Annotated in this window: 21 protein-coding genes and 1 pseudogene; 11 read left to right on the top strand and 11 right to left on the bottom strand. The window is 68.4% G+C overall.

What is annotated here, in order from left to right:
- Window positions 1-134 precede the first annotated feature (134 nt).
- The 4 genes from AC5Y5B_RS10175 to AC5Y5B_RS10160 all read left to right on the top strand — a co-directional run bounded on the left by AC5Y5B_RS10175 (window position 135) and on the right by AC5Y5B_RS10160 (window position 5,248).
- Complete coding sequence (locus AC5Y5B_RS10175; protein WP_112632925.1) at window positions 135-347, top strand: heavy-metal-associated domain-containing protein; 213 nt, start codon at window positions 135-137, stop codon at window positions 345-347.
- Complete coding sequence (locus AC5Y5B_RS10170; protein ID WP_500005269.1) at window positions 344-2,608, top strand: heavy metal translocating P-type ATPase; 2,265 nt, start codon at window positions 344-346, stop codon at window positions 2,606-2,608. Before AC5Y5B_RS10175 ends, AC5Y5B_RS10170 begins: the two co-directional genes overlap by 4 nt.
- A 173-nt stretch (window positions 2,609-2,781) precedes the next feature.
- Window positions 2,782-4,182, top strand: coding sequence for an alpha/beta hydrolase (locus tag AC5Y5B_RS10165; protein WP_112632923.1), 1,401 nt, complete (start codon window positions 2,782-2,784; stop codon window positions 4,180-4,182).
- 256 nt (window positions 4,183-4,438) lie between these two features.
- Window positions 4,439-5,248 carry a polysaccharide deacetylase family protein gene (locus AC5Y5B_RS10160; protein WP_112632922.1) on the top strand — a complete coding sequence of 270 codons (810 nt, stop codon included), beginning with the start codon at window positions 4,439-4,441 and terminating at the stop codon, window positions 5,246-5,248.
- A 6-nt stretch (window positions 5,249-5,254) separates the two neighbouring features.
- Here AC5Y5B_RS10160 and AC5Y5B_RS10155 read toward each other — a convergent pair whose 3' ends face one another.
- Window positions 5,255-5,722 carry a MarR family winged helix-turn-helix transcriptional regulator gene (locus AC5Y5B_RS10155; protein WP_112632937.1) on the bottom strand — a complete coding sequence of 156 codons (468 nt, stop codon included), beginning with the start codon at window positions 5,720-5,722 and terminating at the stop codon, window positions 5,255-5,257.
- A gap of 75 nt (window positions 5,723-5,797) precedes the next feature.
- On the opposite strand from AC5Y5B_RS10155, the gene AC5Y5B_RS10150 reads away from it, so the two are divergent.
- The 3 genes from AC5Y5B_RS10150 (at window position 5,798) to AC5Y5B_RS10140 (ending at window position 8,778) form a co-directional block, all read left to right on the top strand.
- Entirely contained in the window at window positions 5,798-6,742 is a 945-nt protein-coding gene (locus AC5Y5B_RS10150) for an extracellular catalytic domain type 1 short-chain-length polyhydroxyalkanoate depolymerase (protein WP_112632936.1), read from the top strand.
- A gap of 70 nt (window positions 6,743-6,812) precedes the next feature.
- Window positions 6,813-8,102: a lipase family protein gene (locus AC5Y5B_RS10145; RefSeq protein WP_165821793.1), complete on the top strand. Its 1,290-nt coding sequence runs from the start codon at window positions 6,813-6,815 to the stop codon at window positions 8,100-8,102.
- Window positions 8,103-8,211: 109 nt separating this feature from the next.
- Entirely contained in the window at window positions 8,212-8,778 is a 567-nt protein-coding gene (locus AC5Y5B_RS10140; RefSeq protein WP_346427296.1) for a TetR/AcrR family transcriptional regulator, read from the top strand.
- A 50-nt stretch (window positions 8,779-8,828) separates the two neighbouring features.
- On the opposite strand, the gene AC5Y5B_RS10135 is transcribed toward AC5Y5B_RS10140, so the two are convergent.
- Window positions 8,829-9,437, bottom strand: a complete 609-nt coding sequence (locus AC5Y5B_RS10135) for a TetR/AcrR family transcriptional regulator (protein ID WP_112632919.1) — start codon at window positions 9,435-9,437, stop codon at window positions 8,829-8,831.
- Between the two features lie 68 nt (window positions 9,438-9,505).
- On the opposite strand from AC5Y5B_RS10135, the pseudogene AC5Y5B_RS10130 reads away from it, so the two are divergent.
- The 3 genes and pseudogenes from AC5Y5B_RS10130 to fadD1 all read left to right on the top strand — a co-directional run bounded on the left by AC5Y5B_RS10130 (window position 9,506) and on the right by fadD1 (window position 13,187).
- Window positions 9,506-10,335 (top strand): annotated as a pseudogene (locus AC5Y5B_RS10130) (alpha/beta fold hydrolase).
- 65 nt (window positions 10,336-10,400) lie between these two features.
- Entirely contained in the window at window positions 10,401-11,171 is a 771-nt protein-coding gene (locus AC5Y5B_RS10125) for an SDR family NAD(P)-dependent oxidoreductase (RefSeq protein WP_112632918.1), read from the top strand.
- 366 nt (window positions 11,172-11,537) lie between these two features.
- A complete protein-coding gene (fadD1, locus tag AC5Y5B_RS10120) occupies window positions 11,538-13,187 on the top strand; it encodes a fatty-acid--CoA ligase FadD1 (RefSeq protein ID WP_112632917.1) in 1,650 nt (549 codons plus the stop codon).
- Here fadD1 and AC5Y5B_RS10115 read toward each other — a convergent pair.
- The 6 genes from AC5Y5B_RS10115 to AC5Y5B_RS10090 are packed head-to-tail and all read right to left on the bottom strand — an operon-like array spanning window position 13,126 to window position 19,422.
- Window positions 13,126-13,776, bottom strand: coding sequence for a PadR family transcriptional regulator (locus AC5Y5B_RS10115; protein WP_112632916.1), 651 nt, complete (start codon window positions 13,774-13,776; stop codon window positions 13,126-13,128). The two genes, fadD1 and AC5Y5B_RS10115, sit on opposite strands and share 62 nt — an antisense overlap.
- On the bottom strand, window positions 13,773-14,207 hold the full coding sequence (locus AC5Y5B_RS10110) for a Zn-ribbon domain-containing OB-fold protein (RefSeq protein WP_112632915.1): 435 nt from the start codon (window positions 14,205-14,207) through the stop codon (window positions 13,773-13,775). Before AC5Y5B_RS10110 ends, AC5Y5B_RS10115 begins: the two co-directional genes overlap by 4 nt.
- Window positions 14,204-15,364, bottom strand: coding sequence for a thiolase family protein (locus AC5Y5B_RS10105; RefSeq protein ID WP_112632914.1), 1,161 nt, complete (start codon window positions 15,362-15,364; stop codon window positions 14,204-14,206). Before AC5Y5B_RS10105 ends, AC5Y5B_RS10110 begins: the two co-directional genes overlap by 4 nt.
- Window positions 15,365-15,390: 26 nt before the next feature.
- Complete coding sequence (locus tag AC5Y5B_RS10100; RefSeq protein WP_112632913.1) at window positions 15,391-15,729, bottom strand: hypothetical protein; 339 nt, start codon at window positions 15,727-15,729, stop codon at window positions 15,391-15,393.
- Between the two features lies 1 nt (window position 15,730).
- Complete coding sequence (locus AC5Y5B_RS10095; protein ID WP_112632912.1) at window positions 15,731-18,064, bottom strand: CaiB/BaiF CoA-transferase family protein; 2,334 nt, start codon at window positions 18,062-18,064, stop codon at window positions 15,731-15,733.
- 2 nt (window positions 18,065-18,066) lie between these two features.
- A complete protein-coding gene (locus AC5Y5B_RS10090) occupies window positions 18,067-19,422 on the bottom strand; it encodes an amidohydrolase family protein (protein WP_112632911.1) in 1,356 nt (451 codons plus the stop codon).
- A gap of 296 nt (window positions 19,423-19,718) precedes the next feature.
- On the opposite strand from AC5Y5B_RS10090, the gene AC5Y5B_RS10085 reads away from it, so the two are divergent.
- Window positions 19,719-20,693, top strand: coding sequence for a LacI family DNA-binding transcriptional regulator (locus AC5Y5B_RS10085; RefSeq protein ID WP_112632910.1), 975 nt, complete (start codon window positions 19,719-19,721; stop codon window positions 20,691-20,693).
- Between the two features lies 1 nt (window position 20,694).
- On the opposite strand, the gene AC5Y5B_RS10080 is transcribed toward AC5Y5B_RS10085, so the two are convergent.
- From AC5Y5B_RS10080 to AC5Y5B_RS10070, 3 genes are read right to left on the bottom strand one after another with little or no spacing between them, the layout of a single operon-like run.
- On the bottom strand, window positions 20,695-21,105 hold the full coding sequence (locus AC5Y5B_RS10080; RefSeq protein WP_112632909.1) for a Zn-ribbon domain-containing OB-fold protein: 411 nt from the start codon (window positions 21,103-21,105) through the stop codon (window positions 20,695-20,697).
- Window positions 21,106-21,108: 3 nt separating this feature from the next.
- Complete coding sequence (locus tag AC5Y5B_RS10075; protein WP_112632908.1) at window positions 21,109-22,317, bottom strand: thiolase family protein; 1,209 nt, start codon at window positions 22,315-22,317, stop codon at window positions 21,109-21,111.
- Between the two features lie 8 nt (window positions 22,318-22,325).
- Window positions 22,326-24,548, bottom strand: a complete 2,223-nt coding sequence (locus AC5Y5B_RS10070; protein ID WP_112632907.1) for an acyl-CoA dehydrogenase family protein — start codon at window positions 24,546-24,548, stop codon at window positions 22,326-22,328.
- Between the last annotated feature and the right edge of the window lie 45 nt (window positions 24,549-24,593).

Here is a 24,593-nt window from a genome sequence, read left to right as displayed (position 1 = left end):
CCGCTACCCGGCAGCCTAATCCCGTCTAGTTCTGCGGATCCGGAATGTTCGGTTCCCACCTGCGGCAATTGCGCACCGGGGCGTACAGGCAGAATGGAGGGGTCAAGACTGCCGGGGAAGCGAGAAGGAGCGGCATGCCCACCAGCGAATATCGGGTGAGCGGAATGAGCTGTGGGCACTGCGAGGCCGCCGTCCGCAGCGAGGTGGCCCAGATTCCCGGCGTGCAGGACGTGGCGGTCAGCGCCGCCACGGGCAGGCTCGTCGTCACCAGCGCACAGCCCATCGACGAGGATGCCGTCGTGGGCGCTGTCGACGAGGCCGGCTACGAGGCCGTCCTGGTCGCATGAGCACGCCCCCCCGGCAGATCAATCGCACCGCCTCGACCACCCCGTCCCGCATCGAACTAGAGATCACCGGGATGACCTGCGCCTCCTGCGCGGCCCGGATCGAGAAGAAGCTCAACAAGCTCGACGGCGTCGCGGCGTCCGTCAACTACGCCACGGAGAAGGCGGCCGTCACGGCCCCCGCCGGTTACGACCCGCGGATTCTCATCGGCGAGATCGAAAAGGCGGGGTACGCCGCCACCCTGCCGCAAGGCTCGACACCCGACGACCCGGAGCTGGCCTCGCTGCGCCGGCGGCTGGTCACCGCGATCGTGCTGGCCGGGCCCGTCATCGCGATGGCCATGGTCCCCGCGTGGGAATTCCCGCACTGGCACTGGGTGTCGCTGGCCCTGACCACGCCGGTCGTCGTGTGGTGCGGCCGGCCCTTCCACGCGGCCGCCTGGACCAACCTCAAGCACGGCGTCGCCACCATGGACACCCTGGTCTCGCTCGGCACCCTGGCGGCATTCCTGTGGTCGATCTACGCCCTGTTCCTCGGGACGGCCGGCCAACCGGGCATGCGGCACGACTTCGAGCTGACCGTCGGGCGCGACGGCGCCCCGTGTCACGTCTACTTCGAGGTCGGCGCCGGTGTGACGTTGTTCGTCCTCGCCGGCCGGTATTTCGAGAAGCGGTCCAAGCGGACGGCCGGCGCCGCGCTGCGCACGCTGCTGACGCTGGGCGCCAAGGACGTCGCGGTGCTGCGCCCCGACCTTCAAGGCAGCGAGATCCGCGTCCCAATCGACCGGCTCGCGGTCGGCGACGAGTTCGTGGTGCGTCCCGGGGAGCGGATCGCCACCGACGGGATCGTCGTCGCGGGTTCCTCGGCCGTGGACGCCTCCATGCTGACCGGCGAGTCGGTGCCGGCCGAGGTCGGTGTGGGCGACGCGGTCACCGGCGCCACCGTCAACGTCGGCGGCCGCCTCGTGGTGCGCGCCACCGGGGTCGGTGACGATACCCAGCTTGCGCGGATGGCGAGGCTCGTCGAGCGGGCGCAATCCGGCAAGGCCCGGGCGCAGCGCCTCGCCGACCGCGTCTCGGGCGTCTTCGTTCCCGCGGTCATCGGCGTCGCGGTGGCGACCCTGGCCGGCTGGCTCGCGGCGGGCTTCTCGCTCACCACCGCCCTGACCGCGGCCGTCGCGGTGCTCATCATCGCCTGCCCGTGTGCGCTGGGGCTGGCGACCCCGACCGCCCTGCTGGTCGGCACCGGACGCGCCGCGCAGCTCGGCGTGCTCATCAACGGGCCCGAAGTGCTGGAGGCCACCCGCAGCGTCGACACGATCGTGCTGGACAAGACCGGCACCGTCACCACCGGCAAGATGACCCTGGTCGACGTCATCGCCGGGGCGCAGACCGATCGCAGCACGCTGTTGCGCTACGCCGGGGCCCTGGAGGACGCGTCGGAGCATCCCGTCGCGCGAGCCATCGCCCGGGGCGCCGCCGCGCAACTCGGCGCGCTGCCCGCACCCGCCGACTTCACCGGCATCGGGGGCAGCGGCGTGCAGGGCACGGTCGACGGGCATGCCGTCGTCGCCGGGCGCGAGAGCCTGCTGACCGAACGCGGGATGCACCTCGACCCCGCGCTGTCGGGGGCCAAGGCCCGCGCCGAGGGTGAGGGCAAGACCGCGGTGATCGTCGGCTGGGACGGCCTGGCCCGCGGCGTCCTGGTGGTCGCCGACACCGTCAAACCATCGAGCGCCGCGGCGGTGCGGCAGTTCACCGGGCAGGGCCTCACCCCGGTGCTGCTGACCGGCGACAACGCAGGCGCCGCCGCCCGCGTCGCCGACGAGCTCGGGATCGCGCAGGTCATCGCCGGCGCGACCCCCGCCGCCAAGGTCGCCGCGGTGCAACGCCTGCAATCGGAGGGCAAGGTGGTCGCCATGGTCGGTGACGGCGTCAACGACGCCGCGGCCCTGGCCGCCGCCGACCTGGGCCTGGCCATGGGCACCGGCACCGACGTCGCGATCCAGGCGGCCGACCTCACGGTGGTCCGCGGCGACCTGCGTGCCGCGGTGGACGCGATCCGGCTCTCCCGGCGGACGCTGGCCACCATCAAAACCAACTTGTTGTGGGCGTTCGGGTACAACCTGGCCGCCATCCCGGTGGCCGCGCTCGGCATGCTCAACCCAATGTTCGCCGGCGCCGCGATGGCCGTCTCCAGTCTTCTCGTGGTGGGCAACAGCCTGCGGCTGCGCTCCTTCACCAGCGTCATCAACGACGCGTGAGCGCGGCGGCCCAGGTCGCGCGGATCTGGTCGGCCTACACGCAGAAACGGTCGGCTGACAGGCCGCGATCGTATGACATAGTTGGTCCGGCCGCCGTCTCCGATGACCCCGACCGGCCCTTGGATAGTCACCGCACCCCCACGCAGCGATCGATCTAGCGAAGGTCACGACCGTTGGAGCAGTTCTTCGGACAGCTGTCCCTGCTGCATGGCTGGTTTCCGCCGGCCGTGCAGGGTCTGACGCTGCTCGTGCTGCTCGTCGCGATCCACTGGCGCGCCGGGAGCTGGCTCAAGCGGGTGGTGCCGGTGGCCTTGATCGCAGCCGTCGCGGTCACCCTGCTGGCGCGGTGGTACATCACGTCGCTCGGGGTGGCCGGCGACCCGGCGCCGACGACCCTGTGGCTCTGGATCGCGATGAGCGGCCTGGCCGCCGCCGTCTTCCTGGTCGGCTGGCGGGGCGTGCGCTGGTGGCGTCGCGGGGCGGCGGTACTGGCGATACCGCTGTGCGTCCTGTGTGCCGGCATGGCGCTGAACGGCTGGGTCGGCTACTTCCCCACCGCGCTCGCCGCGTGGAATCAGCTGACGTCGGTGCCACTGCCCGACCAGATCGACCGGCTGCGGGTCACCGAGATGCAGATCGCCGGAACCAGGCCGACCAAGGGCGTGGTGGTGCCGGTGGACATCGACGGCAATTCCCCCTCTGGCTCCCACTTCGCCCACCGTCGAGAGCTGGTCTACCTGCCGCCGGCCTGGTTCAACAGCAATCCGCCGCCGCGGCTGCCGGCGGTCATGATGATCAGCTCCGCCTTCAACACCCCGGCCGACTGGCTGGGCCCGGGCGGCGCGTTCACCGCCATCGATAACTTCGCGGCCGCCCATCACGGCTTCTCCCCGGTGTTGGTGTTTGTCGATCCCACCGGTTCCTTCGACAACGACACCGAGTGCGTCAACGGACCCCGCGGCAACGCCGCCGATCATCTGACCAAGGACATCGAGCCCTTCATGGTGTCGAACTTCGGCGTCAGCGCCGATCGCTCCAACTGGGGTGTCGCCGGCTGGTCGATGGGCGGTACCTGCGCCGTGACGCTGGCCGTCATGCACCCGGAGCTGTTCAGCGCGTTCGTCGACATCGCGGGTGATCGCGGACCGAACGGTGGCTCCAAGGATCAAACCGTCGCGCGGTTGTTCGGCGGCAATCACGACGCATGGGCGGCCTTCGACCCCGTCACGGTGATGACGAAGCACGGCCACTACGACGGCCTATCGGGATGGTTCGACGTGCCCTCGTCGACGGAGGCGCGCGCCGTCGCGCAGGAAGCCAATCCCACGCTCACCGCGTCCAGCAGCGATCCCGCCGCCAACCCCGAGGGCCAGGACGCCGCCGCGAACTCACTGTGCGCCGTCGGCACCGCCCACGGGATCGCCTGCGCGGTGGTCACCCAGCCGGGCAAGCACGACTGGCCGTTCGCCGCCCAGGCGTTTGCCACGGCGCTGCCCTGGCTGGCCTCGACGCTGGGCACGCCCAGCACCGAACCGGTGCGATTGCCGCAACGGGCCGCCGGCGAACCGCACTAATACGCCCGGTCGGCCCGGGGCCCCGGCAAAGCGGGGTCAGTGAAATTCACAGCTGACCCTCCCGTAACGGAGCCGACTTCTCGGCGCGGTGAATGGTACGGTTCGCTGCTGTGGCCTCGATGTTTTGTACCGACGGCGGTTCCCGCGGGGACGCCGTTGTTGCGCCGGGCGCCACTATCCGTCCGCGAATACTCGGGCCGAATTCGCCATTGTCGTCGCCGCGTGATGGTGTGGGCGGCGCCCTCGCCTGCCAGCCATGAACCGCCGTCAGTTCCTCGGATCGCTCGCCGCGTCTGTCGTCGCCGGCGTGGGAGCCGCGCGGCTGATCGTCGATCCGCAGCCACGCACGTTTGCCCAGACCTCGGCGGCCGACATACCGACCTCCGGTCCGACCGCCCCGCAGGCCCTGTTACCGCCCCCGCCGCGCAGCGCCCGCATACCGCTGCCCGGCGGCGGCGCCCTGATGAAGCTGCCCGGTGACGGCGACCTGCTCGCACTGACCGTCGACGACGGCGTCAACAGCGAGGTGGTGCGCGCCTACACCCAGTTCGCCAAGGACACCGGCATACGGCTGACCTATTTCGTGAACGGGATCTACGACTCGTGGACCGACAACCTGGAGCTGCTTCGACCGTTGGTCGACAGCGGGCAGATCCAACTCGGCAACCACACCTGGTCACATCCGGACCTGACCACATTGACCAAAGAGCAAGTGGCCGAACAGCTCTCCCGCAATGACGCGTTTTTGAAGAAGACGTATGGCATCGGCGCCAAACCGTATTGGCGGCCGCCGTACGCAAAGCGCAACGCCGGCGTGGACGCGGTGGCCGCCGACCTCGGTTACCAGGTCCCCACGCTGTGGTCGGGTTCGCTGTCGGATTCGACGTTGATCACCGAGGAGTACATCGTGCAAATGGCCGATCAGTACTTCACGCCGCAGGCCATCGTGATCGGCCACCTCAATCATCTGCCGGTGACCCACGTCTATCCGCAGCTCGTGGAGACCATCCGCGACCGGAACCTGCGCACCGTCACACTCAACGACGTCTTTCTCAAGACGCCATAACGGCTGCTAGCCAACGGGATTCGCCGCCGCCTCCCCCTCGCTGGCAAGCAAGATCTTCAACGTTTCGCGGAGCTCGGCGAGCCGTCGCGCCCCCAGCACTTCGGTCCAGTGCTGTTCCAAAGCCACTGCGTTGGAACGCATTACCCGAAGCGCCTGCCGGCCGCGCGCGGTCAGTTCGATGACGCGCGCACGGGCGTCCTCCGGGTCGGGCGCTCGGGTCACGTAACCGTTTCGCTCCAAAGCCGCGACGGCCTGCGCTACCGCCTGCCTACTCACCCTGAGCCGCTCGGCCAGTGTGGATGCGTGCAACCCGCCGGCGGCCAGCGGCACCAGAGCCACCGATTGCGCGGGGCGAATCCCGTCGAGGCCGGCCGCGGCGAACGCTGCTCGCAAGCGCGGCGCCCCCGCCGCGGCGACCAGGTTCACCAGCGCCGGCACGGTGGGCTCCCACCCGGCCCCCGGTCGCTGTGGCATGCCGACCAGTGTGCCACCCGGCAGGAGATTGACAAGCATCTTGTCAAAGTGGCCGACGGGTGCCACGCTGTGCTCATGCGATGGGGAATCGTCCGGGCATCGAGCGTGTGTCTACTTCCCGTGCTGGTGGTCGTGCTCGCCGGATGCCTCGACGGCGGCCATGCGCTGGGAAACCCTGGCCCGCAATCCATTCCAGTAGGCCAGTCCACGCAGACCATCTCCTCGGGCGGCGCCGGCAGGACCTTTCACCTGTACCGGCCACAGGGGCTGACCGATGCGGTGCCGATGGTGGTGATGCTGCACGGCGGCTTCGGGAACGGGGCGCAGGCCGAGCGTTCCTATCACTGGGACGCCGAGGCGGACAGCGGACATTTTCTGGTCGCCTATCCCGACGGCCTCGACCGGGCCTGGAACGCCGGGACCTGCTGCGGCGAGCCCGGGCGCCTCAACACCGACGACGTCGGATTCATCACCGCCATGGTCGCCGCCATCGAGCGGGAGATACCGGTCGACCGCGCACGCATCTATGTCACCGGCATGTCGAACGGGGCCATGATGGCGCTTCGGCTGGGCTGCCAGTCCGACACCTTCGCGGCGATCGCTCCGGTGGCGGGCACCCTGCTGTCCGACTGCTCCGCGGCACGGCCGGCCTCCGTGCTGCAGATCCACGGCACGGCCGACGACAGGGTCCCCTACAACGGCGGTCCCGGAAAAGCCTTTGACGCCGACGGGTCTCCGCGCGTCGACGGTCCGTCGGCGGAATCCGTCAACGCCACCTGGCGCGCCATCGACGGATGCGGGCCGCCGAGCTCGACCATCGCCGGCGACGTGACAACGCAGACGGCGAGCTGCGCGGACGGGCGCACCGTACAGTTGATCTCCGTTGCCGGAGCCGGCCATCAATGGCCCGGCGGCGAGCGCAGTCCCCTCGCAGAAAAGGTCGCGGGAATTCCGGCACCATCCACCGCGCTGGACGCCACCGCCACCATCTGGCAATTCTTCAGCCAGAGACATCGGTAGGCGAAACTAATCTCTAAAAAATTAGAGATTGCTCTTCCGCTGGCGGCGCCGTGATTGTTACCGTTCCGTAATGCATCGGGCCGGGGGAGTTTTCGCAGTACTGCTGGTAATCGCCTGCGCACTCGTGGGAGTGGGAAACGCGCGGGCCGATGGTGGGGATGAACCGCAGTACGCGGACTTCTACCTCCCGCCGGATCCCCTGCCGCCCGGCCGGCCCGGCGACCTGATCCGCACCGAGCCGTCGCGGCTGGTGCTGGAGCCCTCCGGTCAGTTGGGCGCGATCATGGCCACCGGCACCCGAATCATGTACCGCAGCACCGATACCCGGGGCAACCCGATCGCGGTCACCGGCACCTACTTCGAGCCCTACAACGACTGGCCCGGCGGCGGGCCGCGGCCGTTGATCAGCTACGCGCCCGGCACCCAGGGCCAGGGCAATCAGTGCGCCCCGTCGCGCATGTTCAACCAGGGCATCCACTATTCGGGTGGCTGGGACATCATGTTCAACTACGAGGAGTTGTTCGTCGCCACCATGGTCGCCCGTGGCTTCGCCATCGTGATGACCGATTATCAGGGCCTGGGCACTCCGTCGATGCACACCTACGTGGGCCGGGTCGCCGAGGGCCAGGCGGTGCTCGATGCGGCACGCGCGGCCATGCGGTTGCCCGGGACGTCGTTGGATCCCCATGGGCCGGTGGCGTTTTGGGGCTACTCGCAAGGCGGGGGCGCGACCGCTTCGGCCGCCGAGCTCGCCTCGCAATACGCCCCAGACCTACACATCGTGGGCACCTACGCCGGCGCGCCGCCGGCCAACCTCAAGGAGCTGCTGCCCTATGCCGATGGCAGCGCCCTCGTCGGCGTCGTCGGGTATGCGCTCAACAGCGTCATGGCGGCCTATCCGGAGTTCGCCGACGTCATTCGCTCCAAGATGACGCCGCGAGGGTTGGCGATGCTGGAATCGGTATCGCGGCAATGCGTCGGACAGACCCTGCTGGACTTCATGTTTCGCCACATCCAGCCCTATTTCACCGAGGACATCAATCAGCTGGTGAACGAGGAGCCGTTCAACAGCCTGTTCGAGGCGCAACGGCTCGGCCGCTACAAACCGAACGCGCCGGTGATGATCGACAGCAATCGCTATGACCCGTTGGTGCCGTGGACCGCGGCCAACCAGCTCGGCCGCGATTGGTGCGCCCAGGACGCCGATGTGGAATTCCGCACCAACGAAGAGCCGCCCTTCCTGAACAAGCTCGTCATCAACCACGCACTGCCGATGCTGGTCGACGGCGAACCGGCCATGCAATGGGTCGCCGCGCGCTTCAACGGCGAGCCCACGACGCCGAACTGCGGTCAGTTCTAGATTCGCGCGATCCGGACCGCTGGGTCCTCCGCCGGATAAACTGGGGCGTATCGCTGCACGTAGAAAGCACAACGCGCCGGCGCGGCGCCGCCAGCTCGCCGACGCCGCGATCGAGCTGCTGGGCGCCAACGGCGTACACGGCGTCAGTCACCCCAAGGTCGACGACCACGCCGGGGTGCCGGCCGGCACCACGTCGTTCTACTTCAGGACCCGCAAGGCGTTGGTGTACGCCATGGCGACGCGACTGGCCGAACTCGACGTCGCCGACTTCTCGATGATGGCCGAGCTCGCCGAGAATCACGCCACCCAGTTCGCCGGCACCGCAGGCCTGGCACGCATCGTCATGTACGTGAACAGCGAACCGTGGCTCACTCGCGCGAAGGCCCGCTATGAACTAGCGCTGCTGGCCGGCCGCGACCCGGAATTGGCCGCCGCCCTCAACGAATCCGCCGACCGGCTCTACACCCTGGCGCGCAATGTCGTCACCCAATGGCATCCCGCCGGCAGCGCACCGGATCCGGCCCTGGTCGACGACCAGGCGACCGCCACCCTGGCCTTCATCAACGGCGTCATGCTGACCTTCGTCGCGGGCCAGCCGGCCGTCGACGATGCCGAGCGCTTGGACCGCCTGATCCAGGGCGTCATCGCGGGTGTCGCGCAGGTCCGCGACGGATAACGAAACCCGGTTCTGCCCTGCGGTTTTCGCGCGGCCTTCGAAAGTGGCCTTCAGCGCGCGTCGAACATGGCGTCGATGAGCCGGTGTAGCACCTGCCCGGTTTCGCGGCGGGTCCGTTTCGGGTCGTCGGCGGTGGCGATGACCATCGCCGCCTCGTCGAGCGCCCCGATCAGCACGTGCGCCAGCGGCCGCACCGGCTGCTCGGCCAGCTGGCCGGCCCGGATCGCCTCGGTGAGCAGCTGTTCGGTCATGCCCAGGCTGTAGCGCTGGGCGACGTCACGGAATTCGGCCCACCCGAGCACGCTCGGTGCATCCAGCAGGATCAACTGGCGCACCTCAGGATCGCCGGACACGTCGAGCCACGCGTCGACCGCGGCCCGGACCGCGTCGGCCGGTGTGGTGGCCCCGGACTCGGCCACCACCACGCCCATCCGCGCCATCACGTCCTGCTCGACTACCTCGACGACCTCGCGGAAAAGTGTTGCCTTGTCGGCGAATTGGTGATACATCGCGCCGCGGGTCACCCCGGCGGCGGTGGCGATCTCCGGCGTCCCCACTTCGGCGTAACCCCGCAGCCCCCACAACTTGCGGGCAGCCGCGATCAGCGCGTCGCGGGTCGCCGCGGAGCGCTCTTCCTGGGTCCGTCTCTTGCTTTCCATACAGCCTGTTGGTAACTTACGAACAGGCAGCCTGTTTGTAAGTCTATCCCTCGAAGTAGGAGTTTGCTATGTCGACGATCGACATTAGTGCCGGAACCATCCATTACGAAGCAGCCGGACCCGAAAACGGCGGCCTGTCGTCTTCGTCCACGGCTACATGATGGGTGGGCAATTGTGGCGCCAAGTCAGTGAACGCCTGGCGGCGCGCGGCCTGCGGTGCATCGCGCCGACCTGGCCGCTGGGTGCACATCCCGAGCCGCTGCGCCGAGGCGCCGACCGGACGATCACCGGTGTCGCCGGCATGGTCGCCGAGGTGCTCGCCGCGCTGGACCTGCAGGACGTGGTGCTGGTGGGTAACGACACCGGCGGCGTCGTCACCCAGCTGGTGGCCGTGCACCATCGCGAACGGCTGGGCGCGCTGGTGCTCACGAGTTGCGATGCGTTCGAACACTTTCCGCCGCCGATCCTGCGGCCGGTCATTCTGGCGGCGAAGTCCAAGACGTCGTTCCGGGCCGTGGCCCAGGCCATGCGGGTGCCGGCCGTGCGCAAGCGTGCGTTCGACGGACTGGCGCACGCCAACATCGACGAGCTCACCGAAGCCTGGGTGCGCCCGGGGCTATCGAATCCGGCGATCGCCGAAGACCTGCGCCAATTCACGCTTTCGATGCGCACCGAGGTGACGACGACGGTGGCGGCCCGGCTGTACGACTTCGACAAACCGACGCTCATCGCGTGGTCGGCCGATGACGTGTTCTTCGAGCAGGAAGACGGGGCGCGGCTGGCCGCGACCATTCCCGGGGCCCGCCTCGAAATCATCGCGGGGGCCAAGACCTTCTCCATGGTCGATCAGCCCGATCGGCTCGCCGATCTGCTCTCGACGATCGCCGTGCGCACGTAGTCGGCCGGCGCCGGGACGCCTTGGCGCCGAACGTCGAGTTTAAAGCTCGCGGTAGCGTCTTGGCCATGTCAGACGCGACGTCTCCTCTGCTCGGCCGCCGGATCCTGGTCACCGGGGGTGCCACCGGAATCGGCGCGGCCGCCGTCGAGGTGCTCACGGCGGCGGGAGCGACGGTCGCCGCGACGTATCACCAGACGCCACCGCCAGACGGCCTGGCGGCCGAATGGTTGCAGTGCGACGTGCGCCAAGGCGAGGCCGTCTCGGCGATGGTCCGCGAGGCGGCGCACCGCCTCGGCGGGCTCGACGTGCTGGTGAACGCCGCGGGGCTGTGGCAGGCCGGCATCCCCGGTTACATCGGCGCCGACGACATCTCGTTTCTGTTGGACACCAACGTCAAGGCGACGATTCTCACCAACCAGGCCGCGTACGCGGTAATGAAGGACCAAGACCCCAAGGGCGGCCGGATCATCAACTTCGGGTCGTCGGAAGCCGTGATGGGCAGCCCGATCTCGGCCGTCTACGCCGCAACCAAGGGCGCGGTGCAGGCGTGGACGCGGTCGGCCGCCAAAGCCTGGGCCGCCGACAACATCACCGTCAACGCGCTTGCCCCCGCGGTGCAGACGGCAGGCGCCGACCGCCTCCGCGAATTCCTGGGCCCGGACGCCGCGGCCCTGATCGACCAGCAGATGCAGATGATGATCCCGCTCGGCGGCACGCTAGGCGAACCCGCCCGCGACCTCGGTCCAATGCTGGTGTTCCTGGCCGGCCCCGGCTCGGGCTTCATCACCGGACAACTGCTGGCCGTGGACGGCGGGCTGATGATGGTGGGCGGATAGCGCCGTCGCGCATCAGCTTTGGCCGTCGCCCTTCGCTGCGGGCGGTCGGGCCTGATACCGCCGGCCCGACGAACCCGCCGATCGCGATTGTGCGAATTCGCGACGAAGTTCACTCGCTCGATTCCGTAACAGCAACAGCGACCTGTGCAGCTCAAACAGCATGGGGCCATGATGACAACCCGAAGCGAACGCACCAGCTATACACGCGGTCCCCGATGGGGAATCCTGGGCGAAATACGCATGAAAACTCCACCACATGGGGTGGTGTAGGGCGGCAGGCCTCGTACCGGGGCTACCGAGCCGCCCGCTACTATAAGACGGACCGTCTCGTCTCGTAGTATGGGCTAGTGAAGGTGGATCCGGCCGATGGCTGACGACACGATTCAAGGGCTGCTGCACAAGCGCCTGGCCGATCCGTCGATCGCGGTGAAATACCGTGACGTGCAATGGACTTGGCATGAGTACCTAAAGGGCGCCGCGGCGCGGGCCGCCGCGCTGGTCGCCGCCGCCGATCCGCAACGCCCCATGCACATCGGCGCCCTGCTGGGAAACACGCCCGAGATGCTGAGCCAGATGGCGGCTGCCGGGCTGGGCGGCTATGTGCTGTGCGGCCTGAACAACACCCGGCGCGGTGAAGCGCTGGCCGCCGATGTCCGTCGTTCCGACTGTCAGTTCGTGGTGACCGATGCCGAACATCGGCCGCTGCTGGATGGCCTGGACCTCGGCGACGCCCAGATCCTCGACACCTCGACACCGCAATGGGCCGAATTCATCGACACCGCAGGCGAACTGACACCGCACAAACAGGTCAGCGCGATGGATTCCTTCATGATGATCTTCACCTCCGGCACGAGCGGAAACCCCAAGGCGGTCCAGGTGTCCCACTTCATGGCCACCGTCGCCGGTCTCAGCCTGGCCGACCGGTTCGCCCTCACCGACCAAGACACCTGTTACGTGTCGATGCCGCTGTTTCACTCCAACGCGGTCGTCGCGGGTTGGGCACCCGCGGTCTGCTCCGGCGCGGCGATCGTGCCGGCGAAATTCTCGGCGAGCAGCTTCCTCGAGGACGTCCGCCGCTACGGCGCCACCTACATGAACTACGTCGGCAAGCCGCTGGCCTACATCCTGGCCACCGCCGCACGCGACGACGACGCCGACAATCCACTGCGGGTGGCGTTCGGTAACGAGGCCAACGACAAGGACATCGAGGAGTTCGCCCGCCGGTTCGGTGTGCAGGTCGAGGACGGCTTCGGCTCCACCGAGAACGCCGTCATCATCATTCGCGAACCGGGCACGCCGAAGGGCTCGATCGGCCGCGGCGCCGACGGGGTGGCGGTGTACAACAGCGACACCGTCACCGAATGCGCGGTCGCCCAGTTCGACGCCGACGGGGCGCTGGTCAACGCCGACGAAGCGGTGGGCGAGTTGGTCAACACGGCGGGTTCGGGTTTCTTCACCGGCTACTACAACGACCCGGACGCCAACGCCGAACGGATGCGCCACGGCATGTATTGGTCCGGCGACCTGGCCTACCGGGACGCCGACGGCTGGATCTACCTGGCCGGTCGCACCGCCGACTGGATGCGGGTGGACGGCGAAAATCTGGCTGCGGCGCCGATCGAACGGATCCTGTTGCGGCACAGCGCGATCAGCCGCGTTGCGGTCTATGCGGTGGCCGACGGACGCGTCGGGGATCAGGTGATGGCCGCGATCGTCCTCAACGACGGCCACACCCTGACCGCAGCGGAGTTCGAAACGTTCCTGAACGCCCAGCCCGACCTGTCCCGCAAGGCCCGTCCGCGCTACGTCCGCATCGCGGCCGACCTGCCCAGCACCGCCACGCACAAGGTGCTCAAGCGTCAGTTGATCGCTCAAGGGACGACCGTCGGGCCCGGCGAGCTGTTGTGGGAGCGCGAACCACGGGGCACGGCCTACACGGTTCGTGGCGAGACGGCTAGGACGGGCTCCTCGGTACCCGGCGCCGGATCTGACCCTTCGACCGTCGCACCCGTTTGACCGGGTCTCGCGTTGTGCCCCCGGCGATCTCGTCGCGCAGCTGGGTGATGTTGGAGATCTCGGCGTACAGCCCGCGGATGGCGTAGTCCAACACCGCGAAGGAGTACCGCTGCTCGGGATCCTCGGTGATGCCGAGTTCGGCCGACCGCTGCCGCGACCACAGCGCCTCGTCCAACCGGGCGCGGGTCGCTTCCAGATGCCGGTCCAAGGTGTCGAGGACGTTGTCGGGATCCTGGCCGCGCGCCAGCCAGGTCTTGAGGATGACGGGGTGTTTGATGACGACGCGATCGGGGCCCGGGAAGTGTTGCACCCAGCGGCGCAGCGCCTCGCGGCCGGCATCGGTGGTCTCGTACAGGGTGATGGCGCGCTTGCCGGACTGCGCGCCGGTCTCGCTGACCATGCCGCGCTGCAGCAGGCGGGTCAGTTCGCGCCGCACGTGGCTGACCGACGGTGACCAATAGAAGTGCCCGACCGACAGTTCGGCGCGCATCTTGATCTCACCGGCGGTGAGTTGCTCGTCGTTGGACGCCAAGATCCCCAACACGAGGTAGGCGGTGACCGGCAGGCCGTTGCTGGTTCTCGGGCTCACGAACTGTCCATTTCCGCGCCGGTGAAGTATGGGAGTGTGGCGTCGGGTCCGGTGGCGTGGAACTGCACGCGCACCCTCATGCCGACCTCCAGATCCTCCGGTGGCACACCGACGACATTGGTGAGCATCTGATAGCCCTCGTCCAGGGTGATGATCGCCGGCGCGTAGGGCGGCTCGAATTCCGGTGTCACGGGCCGGTATACGACCGTCCAGCTGTAGATCTCGCCGAGGCCGCCGCCATGCTGCCAGCTGATGTCCTCCGAAAGGCATTGGCGGCAGCGTTCGGTCGGTGGAAAGTTCGCCAATCCGCATGCCACGCACCGCTGGTAACGCAGTTCGTGGGACGAGCATCCCTCCCAGAAGGGGCGGCTGACGTGGCTGCTCGCGTGGGGGACGGGCCCGGCTTGGGGCCGCAAGGGATCGGAGGTCATCGTGGTTGGTCTCCCAGAATCAGCACGGTGGTGAACAGGGCCCCCGCTCCCCCGTTGCTGCAGAGCGCGACCTGCGCATCGGGGACTTGCAGATCGCCGGCCTGCCCGCGCAACTGTTGCACCGCGCGGATGGCCCGCTGCATCATCTGCGGATTGGCACCGGCGTGACTGAACGACATCGTCCCGCCGTCGGTGGTGATCGGGTGGCTGCCGTCGATGGCGATGTGGCCGTCGGCCACGAACGGTCCGCCCTCACCGTCGCCGCAGAAGCCGAAAGCCTCGAGCTGGCGGATGATTTCGAAGGAGAACGGATCGTAGAGTTCCAGCACGTCGACGTCCTCGCGGCGCAACCCGGCGTGTCTGAATGCGCACTCGGCCGCGCGACGGCCCACCACGCCATTGACGTGGTCTCCGCGCCTTCCGGCGAGGTCGTACGCGGGTGGGTGCTGATACGACGGTCCGTGAAAGTCCGCGCCGCTGCCCAACACGTAGATGGGTCGGCCCGCGAGGTCGACGGCGTCGATGTTGGCCACGACGAGCGCGCACCCTCCTTCGGACGTGGTGGCGCAATCCAGCAGATGGAAGGGATCGGCGATGGGCCGTGACGCGGTGATGTCCTCCGGGCTGAACGGCCCCCGGTCGTAGTAGACGGCTTCGGGGTTGCGGGAGCCGTTGTTGCGGATGGTCGCGGCCACCAACGAAAGGTGTTCGCGCGTGGTGCCATAGGCATGCATGTGGCGTCGGGCGATGAGTGCGAATTCGGCGGTGGTGAACATGCCCCAGGGGGCGACGAATTCGTTCTCGGGGCGGGTCCAGGGCGCCGTGGCCTCATGGTCGCGGTATTCGCCGGCCTGGGCCGCGACCAGCACCACCACCTCGGCCATGCCGTGCTCGATGGCGGTGACGGCCTCGGTGATCATGCCGACCCCGAAGGCCAGGCCCTGCCAGGCCGGGCCGATGCGCAGGTCATAGATCAACGAGGTCGACTCCGGGCTGGCACTGATGCCGTCGACGTCGTCGAGGGTCAGGCCGGCGTCGTCGAGCGCGCCGAGGATCGCCTTGATCGCCAGTCCGCGCGAGGTTTCGCCGTCCAGCCGTCGCCCTTGCCGAGTGTTGTGCACTCCGACGATCGCCGCGGTGCGCTTGCCCGCCGTCACCGATGTTCCATTCCCATTGATGCCCTTCAGTTTTCGTCCGCGACGACGCCCAGGTAGGTGCCGCGCACTTCGCATGGTCGCCCGTCGCGGGTGATGGTGCCGATCGTGGTGGTGTGTGCGGCGCGATTGTCCGCGGACGCGCCGCCCAGTTCCACGACATCGATGCGCACGTCCACCGGCCGCGCTGTCTGCGGGTCGGTGATCTCGACGACCATCGCGACCGCGCGCTCGTCGTCGTCCCATTCGACGCTGGTGATGCGGTGCCGGGCGGTCAGCTCCATCACCACGGAGTCCTGCCGCACCAGGAAGCGCACCGGCGCGCACAGCTCGCCGGCGCGGGGCGGCACGCACAGGCTGACGGCCATGTCACAGCCCCGCCGGCCGAGCGCTGATGGTCCCCGACCGGCGCAGGGCGGCCAGGTCGTCCCGGCTTCGCCCCAGGATTTCCGTTAACACCTCGTCGGTGTGCTGGCCGTAGAGCGGCGGCACCCGTCGGAGCCACTGCCGCGTGCTGCCGAGAAACGCGAAAGGCATTCCGGTGCACAGGAAAGATCCGGCGACGGGATGGTCGACCGTTTCCCAGAAGCCGCGGGCCCGCAGCTGTGGATCCGTCAGCAACGCCGCGGCGGGTGTGACGGGCGCGGCGGCCACCCCCGCGGCGCGCAGCGCGGCGACGGCCTCGGTGACCGGCTGCCGTGCGGCCCAGTTGGAGATCAGTTTGTCGATGTCGTCGGCCCGATCGGCCCAGTCGGCTTCGTCCAGGCCGGGCTGGCCGAGCAGGCCGGCCAACGACGCCCGGGAAGTGCCGTCGAGCGCGGCGAGCGCGACCCAGTCGTCGCCGCCGCGGCAGCGGTAGACGCCCTGAGGCGCGGCCGCGGGGCCTCGATTACCGTTCCGGCGCAGGACGATTCCGTGGCGTGAATACTCGACCAGCATTTCGGCCGCGACGTTGAGCGCGGCCTCGACCATGGTCGCTTCCACCTGCATACCGGTGCCCCGGCGGTCGCGGGCCACCAGCGCCGCGACGGCGGCGAAGGCGGCGTGCAACCCGGCGATCGGATCGCACACACCCCGTGGGATCACCGGCGGTCCATCGGCGTGCCCGGTCATCCACGCCATGCCGGTGGCCTGCTCCATCGTCTGCGCGAAGCCGACGCGATCGCGCCATGGGCCGTCAAGGCCGAACGCGGGCATGCGGACCAGGATCGCCCGCGGATTGGCGTTGCGCACCGCATCCCATTCCAGGCCAAAGTTCGCCATCACCCGGGGGGAGAAGTTCTCGACGACAAGATCGCTCGCCGCGATGAGCTCGAGCGCGAGCTCTCGCCCTTCGCCGGTGCCGAGTTCGATGCTCACGCCCCGCTTGTTGTTGTTGCTGCACAGGAATACCGGGCCCCATTCCCACCACTGGTCCCAGTCCGGTGGGCGCCCGGCCGAGAACCTCATGCCGTCGGGCCGGCGGACACCCTCGATCTTGATCACGTCCGCCCCCAGGGCACCCAGCAGCTGGGTGGCGACCGGGCCCGCCCAGAACGCGGTGAAGTCGGTGACCCGGACGTCGGACAACGGCAGCGCGTCGGGGGCGGCGCTGCGGGGCCGTTGGCCTCGCACGGCCCACTGGACCCGCCCGTTGTCGGCGCCGAGTTGCGGCGCTTCTCCGGGCGCCCGGGTCGCCATCGCGTCGCTGCGATACGGCACGCGCGGCGCCAGCATCCCGCTCGGCGATTCGACGAAGACGCCGCGTTCGCAGTAGTGGTCGATCGTCAGCAGCGTCTCAGGCGTCGCGATGGGGGCCACCGGAATTCGGAATGCCACCGCGAGGTCGACGATCTCCTGGGTGGTTCGGCACCCGGTCCATTCAGTGACCATGGCCAGGAATTCGTCGCGGCGCTCGACCCGCCCGGCGAATGACGCCAGTTCGGCGTCATCGACCAGATCCGCTCGCTCGATCATCACCAGGAAGTCCTGGAATTGCTGCGCGGTGATGGTGCAGAAACCGACCAGGCCGTCGGCGGTCGGGACGATCGACGGCAGCTCCAAACTGCGTTCGTGCAGCAGCGAATCGGCGCCCAGCACGCTGGCCGACATGGCAGACAACCCCCCCATGGCGATCGCCATGGCCTCGTAGGTCGAGACATCGATGATCTGTCCGCGTCCGCTTCGGGTGGCGTGCCGGACCGTCGCCGCCGCCGCGGCTGCGGCGAAGCTGCCCGCCAGCCACTCGCCGAGCCGGCCGCCCGCCTGCACCGGCTCGTCGCCCGGCCAGCCGCGACCGGCGATGGATCCGCACAGCGCTTGCAGAATGAATTCGTTGGCGGCAACCTGGTTTTCGACGTAGGGGCCGGTCGTGCCGAACGGCGTCACCGCTACCACCACGGCCGCGGCGGTGGTGTGGGCGGTGATGGCGTCGAGCGTCCATCCGTCGGTGAGGTCGGTGATCACCAGGTCGGCCCCGGCCAGCAGCGACGCGATCTCGGGCTGGCCGTGATCGACCACCGATCTCTTGCCCGCCGCCAGATAGCCGAACAACGCGCCGGGCGGCCCGCCGGCCGACCAGCGGCGCAGCGAATCTCCCTGCACTGGCTCGATTTTCACCACGTCGGCGCCGGCATCGACGAACATCTTGCCGCAGTAGGACGCCGCCAGACCGTTGCACAATTCCAGCACGCGCCAGTCCGCGAACGGCGCCTCGGCTGCCACGCTCAGTTGCCCAGCGTGGTGGCGCGTCCAGCGATGCCGGGAGTCTCGACCGTCACCGGTGCCTGCGCCGAGGCCTGCGCCTGCAGCGCGAACTGGGTCATCCGCGTCCAGGCGTCACGGTCACGCTGGCTGGCCTGGCGGCCGACGTGCGTGACCACGTCGACGTCGGTGGCCTGAGCGCGCAGGTAGCCGGCCCGCGCATGGTCCTTCGCGATGTACCGGAAGGGGTCGAACGAGTATGCGGCCATGGCGTTTTCGTGGGTGATCTTGTCGATGACCGCGTCCTCGAGGTGGCCCATGGTGGCGATGATGTCCTCGGGGGCGAAGGGCCAGTTGCTGTCGGAATGCGGAAAGTCGGACTCCCAGCACAGCATGTCCTCGTTGAACCACTCCATGTTCTGCACGCCTACCTTGTCGCTGATGAAGCAGGTGTAGAAGTGCCGCTTGAACACATCGGTGGGTCCGTCGTAACCGGGCGGGAAACTCGCCAGCGTCCACCCCGAGTGACGGTTGTAGACGTGTTCGGCCCGCCACAGGAAGTACGGTATCCACCCGACGTCGCCCTCGGTCAGCGAGAACTTCAGTTGCGGGAAGTCGGCCCAGAACTGCGCCCAGATGAGCTCGGTGAAGGTGAACATGCTCATCATCGACGAGGCGGTCATCTGCACGCTGGGCGGAGCATCCGTGGATACCTGCGGAGATCGCGACGCGGACCCCACGTGGGTGCACAGCACCGTGTTGTGTTCGCACACGGCCTCGAACAACGGATACCAGTACCTGGTGTGAATGCTGGGCATTTGCAACGCCTCTGGGTTCTCCGAGAACGTCACGGCGTGACAGCCCTTGCCGGCGAGACGCTTGACTTCCTTGGCGGCCTCGGCCACGTCGAACAACGGCAGGATGCCGCACGGGATGAACCGGCCCGGGTATGCCCCACACCATTCGTCGACGTGCCAGTCGTTGTAGGCCTTGATCATCACCAGGTTCGTGTCGCGGTCGGGTCCCTGGTTGAGGACCTGGCCGGAGAAGCCGGTGAAGTTCGGGAAGTTCAGCCCCGCGAGTTGCCCGCCGGCGTTCATGTCCCGCACCCGTTCGTCCACGTTGAAGCAGCCCGGCCGCATCTCGTCATAGCGGGAGGCGTCGATGTTGTACATCTCGCGCGGTTTTCCCGCGACCGCGTTCAGCCCCATGTTGCGTCCGCGGATCTCGCCGTAATACCACTGCTGGATGCCGTCGGGCTCGAGAACCACCCGCGGGGCGCGGTCTTTGTAGGCGGCGGGAACGTGGGCGTCGAACATGTCGGCGGGCTCGGCGATGTGATCGTCCACGCTGATCAGAATCAGATCGTCCTTGTTCATGCCGCGCTCCTGGATCGGATCATCAGCGACTAGTAGATAATGGCGTGAGTCACAGTGTCAACCGCGGCCGGCGGGTGCGACCCACGGCGTTCTGCCTGAAACGCGCGCGCCCCAACGGCGGAAGCGCCCCGGGCCCGCGCTGTTTATCGGCTACGACCCGTCGCTGTTTAGTCCTAGGATAGGGACTATTAGTGCGCCAGACCGCCCCGGTCGGTAGCTCCGCGCGCGGTGTGGCGCGAGGCGCACCGCCGTCGCATGCCACGATGGGGAATGACCCGGCCGGGAGGTGACGCAAATTGAGCAACAAAGCCGCGCGTCCGACCACCGCCGACGTGGCCCGGCTGGCCAGCGTCTCGACCGCCACGGTCAGCTATGTGCTCAACAACGCGCAGGGCCGGCGCATCTCCCCCGAGACCCGCGATGCGGTGTACCACGCGGCCAAACTGCTGGGGTACCGGCCCAATCTCGCCGCGCGCAACCTAGCGCGCGGCAAAAGCGGTGTGGTGCTTTACGTGGTTCCGCATGTGGCCGTGGGCGAGATGCCGATGCAGGCCGGCAGTCACATGACCACCGCATTGGCGCGTGAGGGTTTTCTTCAGGTACAGATCTTCGAGACCGACGACGACCAGCACGTGGTCGACGCGATCGAGAACCTCGACCCGGTCGCGGTCACCAGCCTGTTTCCGCTGAGTGCGGCCGCCCGTCAAGCGGTGACGAAGGCGGGCATCCCCCATATCGAGATCGGGACATTGCCCGCGCTCAACGACCCGCACCTGTCGGTGGGTGAGATGCGTGTCGAGCACCTGGTCGAGCGTGGTCACTGCCGAATCGCATTCGCCTACACCGGGATTGCCCGGTGGCGTCCACTGGGTGACTACTGGTTCGAGGGCGTGTCACGGGCGGCGCAACTGCGCGACCTGCCACCGGTGCGCGTCGACGAGGTCACCCTGGACAACGCCGCCGACGTGGTCACGAGCTGGGTGGGCGACGGGGTGACCGCGGTCTGCGCCCAAAGCGACGAGATCGCCTGCCTGGTCCTGTACGGCATTCACCAGGCGCGGCTGCGCTGTCCCGGGGACCTCGCGGTGATGGGCGTCGACGCCAGCCCGATGGGCATGGTGAGCACCCCGCCGCTGACCACCGTGCAATTCGATCCCTGCGCGGTTGCCGACGCCGCCCTTGCCGCCGTATTCGAGCGGCTGGGGCACCCCGCGCCGCCGTCTCCGGAACTGACCGACATCGCCCGCCTCGTGGTGCGCTCGTCGACCTGACTCAGTCGGCGGGTTCGTAACGCAGCAGTGTGACGTCGTGTTCGGGGTAGTCGCAGAACACCGGCTTGACCCGCATTCCGACCTCGAGGCGGGCCGGGTCGACGTTGACCATCTCGGTGGAAAACCTTGGGCCCTCGTCCCATTCGACGATGGCGAGTAGCTGGGGAACGGCATCGGCGAAATGCGGGCTGACCGGCCGGTGGGCGACGGTGTAGGAGTACAGCGTCCCCATCCCGGAAATCTCGCGCCATTCCAGGTCGTCGGCCAGGGTGCGCGGCGCGCGCACCCGCGGGTAGAACACATAGGCCTGCAGCGACGGCGAGTACTGGATGACGATGCGATGCTCGCCGAGCGCATCCCAAAACGGCGCGCTGGTGGGCGTTTTGACGGGCATGGGTCGTTCGAAGTTCATCGGTCAATCCCCTTGCAGAATCAGCGTCGTCTGCTCGGACAGGATGCCGCCGTTGCCGGACACGAACGCCCGGTTGCAGTCGGCGACCTGCGCGGCACCCGCGCGGCCCATGATCTGGCGGGTGGCGTCGCAGACATGATGCATTCCGCCGGCCAAACCGGCTTGGCCGAAACCCAATTGCCCACCCGCGGTGTTGAGCGGAAAGTCACCGCGGAAGGTCAGGTCATGGTTGGCGACGAAATCCATGCCCTTGCCCTTCTCGCAGAAGCCGGCGTCTTCCAGGGAGAGCAGCACGGTGATGGTGTAACAGTCATAGATCGACACCATGTCCATCTGCTCGCGGCTCAGCTCGGTCATGGCGAACGCGGTGTCGGCCGCGGCGGCAATCGGCGTGCGGAGCAGATCCTCGGCGTACGTCGGGGTCTTGAACGGCACGTGTTCGCCGAATCCCTTGATCCACACCGGGCGATTGCGCGACCGCCGGGCGACGTCCGCGCTGGCGACGACGACCGCGGCGCCCCCGACGCAGGGCATGACGATCTCGAGCATGTGCAACGGGTCGGCGATCACCGGGCTGGCCAGCACGTCGTCGACGGTCAGCGGCTTGTCCTTCCAGATCGCGCCTTCGGTGTGGTTGGCGTTGACACGCTGGTCGACGACGACCTTGGCCATCGCGCGCTCGTCGTAGCCGTAGACCGCGGCGTAGCGCTGGGCGACCTGGCCGTACGGCCCGTTCTGGCCGAGGTTTCCGTAGGGGATCTCGAATTCGGCTTGGGGCGAGCCGTATTGGTTGCTCGACGAGCCGAAGAACATGGCGTCGACCATGGGCCGGGGTTTCTTCTTGGACGACGGCGTGATGTACCGGGCGGGCAGGGCGCACAGCACCGCGTCGCAGATGCCCAGCTCGATGGCCGCGGCCGCGCGCCACACCATGCCCGCGGCGCTGGCCCCGCCCAGATCGACGTGCTCGGCGAATCTTGCTCCCACGCCCAGGTATTCGGCGATCGTAGAGGGGACGAAGATCTCCGATTCGGCCAGGTGTGACGCGACGATGCCGTTGACGACGTCGCCCGGCAGCCCCGCATCCTCGAGCGCGGCGGCACTCAGCTCCGCCCATTGTTCGAGCACGAACGGCGCGGGCGAGGCCTTGTTGAGCCGTTCGGGCGGCAGCTCGACGTATCCGACGATCGCCGCTTCTCCGCGTAATCCCATGCTGTGCCCTACTTTCGGGGTAGTCCGAGGATCATCTGCGCGATGATGTTCAGCTGGATCTCCCTCGTTCCGCCGCCGATCAGCTCGGCCGGCAGGTGCAAGTAGGGTTCCACCACCGCAGCGTCGGGGTCGTCGACCATCGCGACCTGCCCGGTCAGCTGCAGCGTGGCCTGGAAGGTGCGCCGCAGCAGCACATTCATCGCGACCTTGGCGATGCTGGACGCCGGACCCGACGCCTGGCCGTCGAGCAGCCTGATGGTTTCCCGAACCCCGAGCGCCCTGATCGCGTTGGTGTAGGCGTCGACCTCGCCGAGCTCGCGCAGTGCGTCGTCACGATCGGGGCCGGGTTGCGCGGCGAGCCGGCGCAGCGCGACGGCCCGGTCGAACTTGACGTATCCGCTGATGGCCGTGCGCTCTTCGGCCATCGTGGCGATCGCGAGGCTCCAACCGTCGGTGGGCCCGCCGAGCAGCATCTCGTCGGGGACAAAGACGTCGTTGAGGAACACCTCGTTGAAGTGTGCCTGCCCGGTGGCCGTCTTGATCGGCTGGATCTCCACCCCGGGGGACCGCATGTCGAGGATGAAATAGCCGATGCCGCGGTGCTTGCTGGCTTCGGGGTCGGTGCGTGCGAGTAGCGCACCCAGGTCGGCGTATTGGGCCAATGACGTCCAGATCTTGTGGCCGTTGATCCGCCAGCCGCCGTCGACCTTGGTCGCCCTGGTGGCCAGCGACGCGAGGTCGGAACCGGCTCCCGGCTCGCTGAACAGCTGGCACCAGTGAATGTCACCGCGCTGCGTCGGCGGAATCAGCCTCTCCTGCAGTTCTTTTGGCGCCGCGGCCAGCACGGAGGGCAGGATCCACTCGGCGATGTTCAGCGACGGCCGAACCAGCTCGGGCCGCTTGGCGAACTCCTCGTCGATGATGAGCTGCTTCAACGGGCCGGCATCCACGCCCCACGGCGCCGGCCAGTGCGGCGCCATCAGACCGGCGTCGGCGATCAATGTGCGCTGCGGCCCCGAGGCCTGGTCCGGGTAGTCGCCGTGCGGTGCGGGTTTGTCGTTGCGCAACTGCAGTGCGGCATCCAGTGTTTCGGCCACCCAGGAACGGAATTCGGCCTCCGCGTCACCGAGATTCACCGACATGTCGCGCGTCTGGGCGCAGGTGAGCTCCCCCAGCCGTCGCGCCCAGCGATTCGCCGGACCTATCGATCCCGCCAAGCTGATGGCTCGCCGCCAGTACAGGTGCACGTCGTGTTCCCAGGTGAAGCCGATGGCGCCGAGCATCGTCAACGCGTCGAGCACCAGGTCCGGGGCGGGCGATATCGCCATGACGGCCGCGCCGGCAGCGGCGATCCGGTGCTGGTCGAGTGATTCGTCGCAGGCGCGGACCGCGTCCCAGGCCGCCGCCGTGGCCAATTCGCTGCTGACCAACAGCATTGCCGCGTTGTGCTGCAACGCCTGGAACGTGCCGATCACCTTGCCGAACTGCTCGCGGATGCGTAGGTGTGCGGTGACGGCCTGCAGGCACCACTGAACGAGGCCGGCGGTCATGCTGGCGACGAGTCCCACGACCACGCAGCGGGCCCGCTCGGGGTCGATGCCGGTGAGCGCCTCGGTCTCGGTGACGCGGTAGTCGTCGAGCCGCAGAATCCCCGCGTCGGCGACGAGGTCGGTGCCGGTGACGGGTTCGACCGTGGCCGTGGGGTTTTCGGTGTCCACCAGTGCCCAGACGACGTCGCCGTCGCCCGTCCGGGCGCCGAGCAGGATCGTTCGCGCCGCACACACCCCGAGGGTGACGTTGGACGCGCCACTGATCAGCCAGTTGCCGCCGTCGAAGCGCGCCGAGAAGCCGTCCTCGGGTAGCACGATCGCCGCGGTGGCGCCGGCCGCCAGATCCCGGAGAAAGGACTGCGCGCCCGGCGTCGGATCGGCGAGCAGTGCGACGGCACCGGCGCTGACCGTCGGCAGCAGCGGGCCGGGAAGCAGCGATATGCCCGCCGATTCCAGGACGCATGCGGCGTCGATCAGTTCCCCACCCTGGCCGCCGAGCCCTTCGGGCAGATGCACGGCATGGAAACCGTTGGCGACCAAGGCATCCCACCATCCGGGGACGCGTCCCGCCGCGAGGTCGTCGAAGCTGCCCCGCGTGGTGGCGATAGGCGCATGCCGGGTGGCGAATTGTCCGACGGCGTCGCTGAGCTCCTGCTGCTCCGGACTCAGTCCCAGGGTCACGAGGACGGCCGAGAGATAACTGGCGTTGGCCGCACCGACTGCTAT

This window comes from Mycobacterium sp. NGS33, assembly GCF_059812885.1.
This window is presented reverse-complemented; position numbering and strand designations above follow the sequence as displayed.

Bases quoted from the DNA above. Each gene is read 5' to 3' on its own strand.
- AC5Y5B_RS10125 (WP_112632918.1), top strand. From the start codon at position 10,401: ATGTCAGACGCGACGTCTCCTCTGCTCGGCCGCCGGATCCTGGTCACC.
- AC5Y5B_RS10150 (WP_112632936.1), top strand. From the start codon at position 5,798: ATGCGATGGGGAATCGTCCGGGCATCGAGCGTGTGTCTACTTCCCGTG.
- AC5Y5B_RS10160 (WP_112632922.1), top strand. From the start codon at position 4,439: ATGAACCGCCGTCAGTTCCTCGGATCGCTCGCCGCGTCTGTCGTCGCC.
- AC5Y5B_RS10075 (WP_112632908.1), bottom strand. From the start codon at position 22,317: ATGGGATTACGCGGAGAAGCGGCGATCGTCGGATACGTCGAGCTGCCG.
- AC5Y5B_RS10170 (WP_500005269.1), top strand. From the start codon at position 344: ATGAGCACGCCCCCCCGGCAGATCAATCGCACCGCCTCGACCACCCCG.
- fadD1 (WP_112632917.1), top strand. From the start codon at position 11,538: ATGGCTGACGACACGATTCAAGGGCTGCTGCACAAGCGCCTGGCCGAT.
- AC5Y5B_RS10080 (WP_112632909.1), bottom strand. From the start codon at position 21,105: ATGAACTTCGAACGACCCATGCCCGTCAAAACGCCCACCAGCGCGCCG.
- AC5Y5B_RS10145 (WP_165821793.1), top strand. From the start codon at position 6,813: ATGCATCGGGCCGGGGGAGTTTTCGCAGTACTGCTGGTAATCGCCTGC.
- AC5Y5B_RS10100 (WP_112632913.1), bottom strand. From the start codon at position 15,729: ATGGCCGTCAGCCTGTGCGTGCCGCCCCGCGCCGGCGAGCTGTGCGCG.
- AC5Y5B_RS10110 (WP_112632915.1), bottom strand. From the start codon at position 14,207: ATGACCTCCGATCCCTTGCGGCCCCAAGCCGGGCCCGTCCCCCACGCG.
- AC5Y5B_RS10135 (WP_112632919.1), bottom strand. From the start codon at position 9,437: ATGGAAAGCAAGAGACGGACCCAGGAAGAGCGCTCCGCGGCGACCCGC.
- AC5Y5B_RS10090 (WP_112632911.1), bottom strand. From the start codon at position 19,422: ATGAACAAGGACGATCTGATTCTGATCAGCGTGGACGATCACATCGCC.
- AC5Y5B_RS10155 (WP_112632937.1), bottom strand. From the start codon at position 5,722: ATGCCACAGCGACCGGGGGCCGGGTGGGAGCCCACCGTGCCGGCGCTG.
- AC5Y5B_RS10175 (WP_112632925.1), top strand. From the start codon at position 135: ATGCCCACCAGCGAATATCGGGTGAGCGGAATGAGCTGTGGGCACTGC.